The sequence below is a fragment of the Rehaibacterium terrae genome (genome assembly GCF_014202935.1).
GTDB classification, from domain to species: Bacteria; Pseudomonadota; Gammaproteobacteria; order Xanthomonadales; family Xanthomonadaceae; genus Rehaibacterium; species Rehaibacterium terrae.
The window spans coordinates 66,249-72,807 of the sequence record NZ_JACHHX010000017.1; the positions used below are offsets into that span (position 1 = coordinate 66,249).

The 6,559-nt window shown below is 71.5% G+C and carries 5 protein-coding genes; 4 read left to right on the forward strand and 1 reads right to left on the reverse strand.

The features are described from left to right. The first annotated feature begins 14 nt into the window (after positions 1-14). Positions 15-1,535, forward strand: coding sequence for a glucose-6-phosphate isomerase (gene pgi / locus HNQ58_RS11155; RefSeq protein ID WP_183949002.1), 1,521 nt, complete (start codon positions 15-17; stop codon positions 1,533-1,535). Between the two features lie 89 nt (positions 1,536-1,624). On the opposite strand, the gene queG is transcribed toward pgi, so the two are convergent. After that, positions 1,625-2,704: a tRNA epoxyqueuosine(34) reductase QueG gene (gene queG / locus HNQ58_RS11160; RefSeq protein ID WP_183949003.1), complete on the reverse strand. Its 1,080-nt coding sequence runs from the start codon at positions 2,702-2,704 to the stop codon at positions 1,625-1,627. Between the two features lie 135 nt (positions 2,705-2,839). On the opposite strand from queG, the gene HNQ58_RS11165 reads away from it, so the two are divergent. The 3 genes from HNQ58_RS11165 to HNQ58_RS11175 all read left to right on the forward strand — a co-directional run bounded on the left by HNQ58_RS11165 (position 2,840) and on the right by HNQ58_RS11175 (position 6,303). Continuing rightward, positions 2,840-4,321, forward strand: a complete 1,482-nt coding sequence (locus tag HNQ58_RS11165) for an NAD(P)H-hydrate dehydratase (protein ID WP_183949004.1) — start codon at positions 2,840-2,842, stop codon at positions 4,319-4,321. Continuing rightward, on the forward strand, positions 4,314-4,802 hold the full coding sequence (gene tsaE, locus HNQ58_RS11170) for a tRNA (adenosine(37)-N6)-threonylcarbamoyltransferase complex ATPase subunit type 1 TsaE (RefSeq protein ID WP_183949005.1): 489 nt from the start codon (positions 4,314-4,316) through the stop codon (positions 4,800-4,802). Before HNQ58_RS11165 ends, tsaE begins: the two co-directional genes overlap by 8 nt. Before the next feature lie 85 nt (positions 4,803-4,887). Next, entirely contained in the window at positions 4,888-6,303 is a 1,416-nt protein-coding gene (locus HNQ58_RS11175) for an N-acetylmuramoyl-L-alanine amidase (RefSeq protein ID WP_183949006.1), read from the forward strand. The last annotated feature ends 256 nt before the right edge of the window (positions 6,304-6,559 follow it).

Genomic DNA, 6,559 nt, shown 5'->3' on the forward strand with positions numbered 1-6,559 from the left:
GGGGGGAGGCAGGGATGCGCAGCACGCCCCGGATGGATGTACTCGGCGCCCACGCGGCGCGCCTGGTCGATCGCAGGATCCCGGAGCTGGTCGCCGAGGATCCGGTCCGTGCGGCCGGGCGGGCGCTGCGGGTCGGCCCGCTGTACGCCAACTTCGCCCGGCACCGGCTCGACGCGGATGCCTGGCAGGCGCTGTTCGGCCTGGCCGGCGATGCCGGCGTGCCGGCAGCGATCCGCGCCCTGTTCGACGGTGCCGAGGTCAATGCCTCCGAGCGCCGGCCGGCGCTGCACACGGCGCTGCGTTCCAGCCTCGGCGCGAGCGCCGTCGCCCGCGATGCGCACCGGCTGGCCGGTGAGGCGCGGGCGCAAATGGACGGGCTGGTCGCCGCGCTGGCCGCGTCGGATGTCACCGACATCGTCAACGTCGGCATCGGCGGCTCCGACCTCGGGCCGCGGCTCGCAGTCGATGCGCTGCGCGATTTCCACAGCGGCCGCTTCCGGGTCCATTTCCTCGCCAATGTCGATGGCAGCGCGGCGCAGCACCTGCTGCGCGGGCTCGACCCGGCGCGCACGGCGGCGATCCTGGTCTCCAAGAGCTTCGGCACCCAGGAGACCCTGCTCAACGGCGCGATCCTGCGCGACTGGCTGGGCGGCGGCGAGCGGCTGTACGCGGTCAGCGCCAACGTGCCCGGGGCCAAAGCCTTCGGCGTCGACACCGGGCGCATCCTGCCGATGTGGGACTGGGTCGGCGGGCGTTTCTCGCTGTGGTCGGCGGTTGGCTTCGCGATCGCGCTGGCGGTCGGCATGGCGCGTTTCGATGAGTTGCTGGCCGGCGCCGCGGAAATGGATGCCCATGTGTTGGGGGCACCGGTCGAATGCAACCTCGCGGTCTGGCACGCGCTGGTCGCGGTGTGGAACCGCAACGGCCTCGGCCTCGACAGCCACGCCATCCTGCCCTACGACGAGCGGCTGGCGCTGCTGCCGGCCTACCTGCAGCAGCTGGTGATGGAGTCGCTGGGCAAGTCGGTCACGCCACGGGGGGAGCCGGTGGACTGCGCCACCGCGCCGGTGCTGTGGGGCGGGGTGGGCACCAGCAGCCAGCACAGTTTCTTCCAGGCCCTGCACCAGGGCAGCGACACCGTGCCGGCCGATTTCATCGGCGTGGTGCGCCCGGCGCATGGCTACACCGACAACCACCACGCACTGCTCGCCAACCTGCTCGCGCAGGCCGAAGCGCTGGCCAACGGTTACGCTGCCGCCGATCCGCAGCGGCGACACCCGGGCAACCGGCCGTCCACCTTCCTGCTGCTCGACGCGCTCACGCCACAGGCGCTGGGGGCGCTGCTCGCGCTCTACGAGCACAGCGTCTACGTGCAGTCGGTGCTGTGGGATATCAATGCCTTCGACCAGTGGGGCGTGGAGCTGGGCAAGAAGATCGCCGGCGACCTGCTGCCGGCCGTGCGCGACGGGAGCGACGCCGGCGTGATCGACCCGGTGACGCGCACGCTGCTGGCGGAGATCAGGGCGCGGGGCTGAGGCGAGGCCGGTCACGGATCGGGGCGGATGGGCGCCGGTCCGGAGCGTTGCGAGGTAGTGCTTCGCTTGGCCGCTGGTGGTTGCCCGTGTCACTTCGTCGCGGCCGCCGCGCGCTCCTCATGCCGTCGCAGTGCCCAGGCGACGTGTTCGCGTACCAGCGCGGAGGGGTGCTCGCGCCGCGCGCGCAGCGCCGCGATGATGTCCGGCGTGCTTGGCGCATTGCCCAATGCCACGGCGATGTTGCGCAGCCAGCCCTCGTAGCCGGTGCGGCGGATCGCCGAGCCTTCGGTGCGCTGGAGGAATTCTTCCTCGCTCCAGGCGAACAGCTCGACCAGCGTGGCGCGGTCCAGGTCGTTGCGCGTGCGGAAGTCCGGTTCGTCGGTACGCTTGGCGAACTTGTTCCAGGGGCAGACCAGCTGGCAGTCGTCGCAGCCGAAGATGCGGTTGCCGATGGCGGTGCGGAATTCCTCCGGGATCGGGCCCTTCAGCTCGATGGTGAGGTAGCTGATGCAGCGTCGCGCGTCGACCCGGTAGGGCGCGACGATGGCCCGGGTCGGGCAGACCTCGATGCAGCGCGTGCAGGTGCCGCAGTGGGCGCTGGCCGGCGTGTCCATCGGCAGCGGCAGGTCGGTGTACAGCTCGCCGAGGAAGAACCAGCTGCCGCTGTGCTTGTCGATCAGGCAGGAGTGCTTGCCGATCCAGCCCAGTCCGGCATTGCGTGCCAGCGCGCGCTCGAGCACGGGCGCGGAGTCGACGAAGGCGCGGTAACCGAACGGACCGATGGTTGCCTCGATGCGATCGGCGAGCTTTTGCAGCCGGGCGCGCAGCAGTTTGTGGTAGTCGCGGCCGAGCGCATAACGGGCCACATAGGCGCGCTCCGGCGATGCGATGGTTTCCCAGGCGGCATCGGCATCGGCGGTGCCGTAATCCATCCGCACCGAGATCACCCGCAGCGTGCCCGGCTGCAGCTCGGCCGGACGCGAGCGCTTGGTGCCGTGGCGGGCCATGTAGTCCATCTCGCCGTGCTGACCCTTTGCCAGCCAGTCGAGCAGGTGGCGTTCGTCCTCGCCCAGGTCCACGCCGGCGATGCCGACCTGCTGGAAGCCGAGCTCGCGGCCCCAGGCCTTGATCTGCGAGGCCAGCGCGGTGTAGTCGAGAGCAGGCTGCATGTGGGGATTGTAGCGGCGACCGGGCGTTGCGCCGGGCCAGCGGCGCCGTCTGCGCAGGGACGACGGGGCATCGCCGAGGACAATCTCGATGCAGGCTCCGCCCCAACCCGGGTTTCGGCTCGCTAGAATCCGCCCATGCCCGCCACCCTGCCGCTGTATCGCGCCCAGGACGCGCGCGCCATCGACCGGCGCGCGATCGAGCGTTTGGGGGTTCCCGCTTTCGAGCTGATGTCGCGCGCCGGTGCCGCGGCGTGGCGGCTGCTGCGTGAGCGCTGGCCGCAGGCGCGCCGCATCGGCGTGGCCTGCGGGCCGGGCAACAACGGCGGCGACGGCTACGTGCTGGCGCGGCTGGCGCGCGAGGGCGGCTGTCGCGTGGAGCTGGTCGCACTCCAGCCGCCACGCACGGCCGAGGCCAGGCAGGCGGCGGCCGAGTGGCAGGCGGCCGGTGGCCGGACCCAGGTGTTCGAGGCCGGGCTGCCCGAGGTCGATCTGTGGGTCGATGCGCTGTTCGGGATCGGACTGACGCGGGCGCCGGAAGGCGCCGCACGAGAACTCATCGAGGCGATCAACGCCGCCGCTGTGCCGGTGCTGGCGCTGGACACGCCCTCGGGCGTGGATGCCGACCGTGGCCACGTGCCGGGAGCGGCAGTGCGGGCGACCTCGACACTCTGTTTCATCGCCGCCAAGCGCGGATTGCACACCGGAGCCGCCCTCGATCATGTCGGCGAGGTGGTGCTCGATCCGCTGGCGTTGCCCCCGGCCGCCTTCGAAGGTACGCCGCCGGCGGCCCGTCTATTGCGCCCGGCGGCGCTGCAGCGCTGGCTGCCTCGGCGTGCGCGCGACAGCCACAAGGGGCGCTACGGCCATGTGCTGTGCGTGGGCGGCGACCTGGGCCTGGGCGGGGCCGTGCGGCTGTGTGCCGAAGCGGCCCTGCGCGCCGGCGCCGGACTGGTCAGCGTGGCGACGCGCGCGGAGCATGTGGCTGCGATCCTGGCGGCACGCCCGGAGGCAATGACACGCAGCATCGAGGATGCCGGCGATTTCACACCGCTGCTGGAACGCGCGAGCGTGCTCGCGCTGGGCCCCGGGCTCGGTCTGGGCGATTGGGGCTGGTCGCTGTGGACGGCTGCGTTGCGCAGCGGCAAGCCGGCGGTGCTGGATGCCGATGCGCTCAATCTGCTTGCAGGACAACAAACCTGGGCATTGCCCGCCGGCTGTGTGCTCACGCCGCATCCGGGCGAGGCGGCGCGGCTGCTCGATGCCGCCCCTGGCGAGATCCAGCGCGACCGCTTCGCTGCGGCCGAGGCCCTGGCCGCGCAGTACGGTGCGGTCGTCGTGCTCAAGGGGGCTGGCACGGTGGTCGCCGCGCCCGAGGAGGTCCCGTGCGTGATTGCGGCCGGCAATCCCGGCATGGCCAGCGGCGGCATGGGCGATGTGCTGACCGGGACGATCGCCGCGCTGCTGGCGCAGGGCCTGTCCGCCTTCGACGCGGCCTGCGCGGGCGCCTTGCTGCACGCGGCCGCGGGCGATGCCGCCGCGCGCGAAGGCGGCGAGCGTGGCCTGTTGCCTTCCGACCTGTTCGCGCCGCTGCGCCGCTTGGCCAATCCGCATGACTGATCCGTTGTCCCTCGCATTGCCCGATCCCGACGCCACCGATGCGCTCGGCGCATGGCTGGCGCAGACCCGGCCGCCGCGCGCGGTGGTGTATCTGGAAGGCGAGCTGGGTAGCGGCAAGTCCAGCCTGGCGCGCGCCCTGCTGCGGGCGCTGGGCGTGACCGGGCCGGTGCGCAGTCCGACCTACACCCTGGTCGAACGCTACCCGGTGCCCGGCGGCGAGGCGCTGCATCTGGATCTGTACCGGATCGCCGACCCCGGCGAGCTGGAGTATCTCGCGCTGGACGCGCTGGCCGACGAGGCCGTGCTCTGGCTGATCGAATGGCCGCAGCGGGGCGGGGCGGGCCTGCCGCCGGCCGATCTGCGCCTGCGACTGACCGTGGCGGGTGAAGGGCGGCGCTGCGAGGCCGATGCCGGCAGTCCGGTCGGGCGGGACTGGCTGGGGCGGTTGGCGAGAATTTGTCCAGATAGCGTCATCTCCTGAACGCGATCCGAGAAAGTACTCACAGGTCGCGGATTCGTAAGGGAAAAGTGTTGCAAACGGCTGCGGCTTGCGTTTCAATCGCGCCATGCGCCGGTATTTCGCCCTCTGGCTGACCCTCACGCTTGCCTCGATGCTGGGCCTGGGCACGCCCGATCGCGCGTGGGCCGCAGGCGAGTTGCGCGCCCTCGGCCTGCTGGAAGCCGGCGACCATACCCGCGTCGAGCTCACCCTCGCCCGGCAGCCCGATTACAAGATCTTCACGCTGGACAATCCGCACCGGCTGGTACTCGACCTCAGGGGGGCCGAGCTCGGGGCCGGCTTCACGCCCGGCCCGGCAACCGGTGTGGTCCTCGGCGTGCGCACCGGCAAGCCCGAGCCGGGCCAGTTGCGGGTCGTCCTCGATCTGGTCGAGGGAGTGCAGCCGCGTTCCTACCTGATCCCGCCCGGGCAGGGCGGCGGCCATCGGCTGGTGGTCGAACTGCACGGGGCGGCTGCTCCCGGCCAGCGCGCCAGCCAGGTCGCGAGCGGCAAGCCGCGCACGGTCGAGGACATCGTCCAGGGCCAGCAGCGCGACCTGATCATCGCCATCGATGCCGGTCACGGCGGCAGGGATCCCGGCGCGCGTGGCCCTGCCGGCACCTGGGAGAAGAACATCACCCTGGCGGTCTCGCGCGAGCTGGCGAACAAGATCGACGCCGAGCCCGGCATGAAGGCCGTGCTGATCCGCACCGGCGACTACTTCATCCCGCTGCAGCAACGCTATCGCAAGGCGCGCGAAGCGCGCGCCGACCTGTTCATCTCGATCCATGCCGACGCCTTCCACAAGCCCACCGCGGCCGGCGCCAGCGTGTTCGTGCTCTCGCGGCACGGTGCCTCTTCCGAGGCGGCGCGCTGGCTGGCCGACCGCGAGAACGCGGCCGACCTGGTCGGTGGCGTCAAGCTCGACGACAAGGACAACACCCTCGCCGCGGTGCTGCTCGACCTCTCGCAGAGCGCCACCATGAAGGCCTCCGAGGACGTGGCCAACAACGTGCTCAATGCGCTCAAGCGCGTCGGCAAGACCCACAAGCCGCAGGTCGAGCGCGCCAACTTCGTCGTGCTGCGTTCGCCGGACGTGCCCTCGATGCTGATCGAGACCGCCTTCATCAGCAATCCGGGCGAAGAGAGGAAGCTCAACGACCCGGTCTATCGCCGCCGCCTCGCCGAGGCGATCCGTGACGGCGTGCGCGACTATTTCCATGCCCAGCCGCCGCCGGGAACCTGGATCGCCGCCAACGCCGACCACCACCGCGGCGGCATTCGCGAACACATCGTCGCGCGCGGAGACACGCTGTCGTCGATCGCCGCCCGCCATGGCGTCACCGTGGCGCAGTTGCGCAGCGCCAACCGGCTGCAGGGCGATGTGGTCAGGATCGGCCAGCGCCTGAGCATCCCGGCGGCCACCGCTTCCACCGGCGGCTCGGTCACCAGCCCCTCGGTGGGTGCCGCCAGCACGCGTTGAGGCTGCGACCCGGAACTCGGAATTCGTGGGAGCGGCTTCAGCTGCGACCGGTTGCTTCGTGGCATTCCGGTCGCGGCTGAAGCCGGTCCTGCAGCGTGTGGGTTGGTTTCTCGCGCTCGTGCCGGCCCTTCGGGCCGGGGGTTCCGTCCGCCTGCCGGCGGCCGGGTTACTTTTCTTTGCTTGCCCAACGCGGCTTCGGACGGTGCCTCGCGAGCACACATCCCTGTGGCGCCCGCCGGCCAGCACATCCATGTGC

Excerpts from the sequence above, each read along its gene's own strand:
- pgi (WP_183949002.1), top strand. The coding sequence starts at position 15 with ATGCGCAGCACGCCCCGGATGGATGTACTCGGCGCCCACGCGGCGCGC.
- queG (WP_183949003.1), bottom strand. The coding sequence starts at position 2,704 with ATGCAGCCTGCTCTCGACTACACCGCGCTGGCCTCGCAGATCAAGGCC.
- HNQ58_RS11165 (WP_183949004.1), top strand. The coding sequence starts at position 2,840 with ATGCCCGCCACCCTGCCGCTGTATCGCGCCCAGGACGCGCGCGCCATC.
- tsaE (WP_183949005.1), top strand. The coding sequence starts at position 4,314 with ATGACTGATCCGTTGTCCCTCGCATTGCCCGATCCCGACGCCACCGAT.
- HNQ58_RS11175 (WP_183949006.1), top strand. The coding sequence starts at position 4,888 with ATGCGCCGGTATTTCGCCCTCTGGCTGACCCTCACGCTTGCCTCGATG.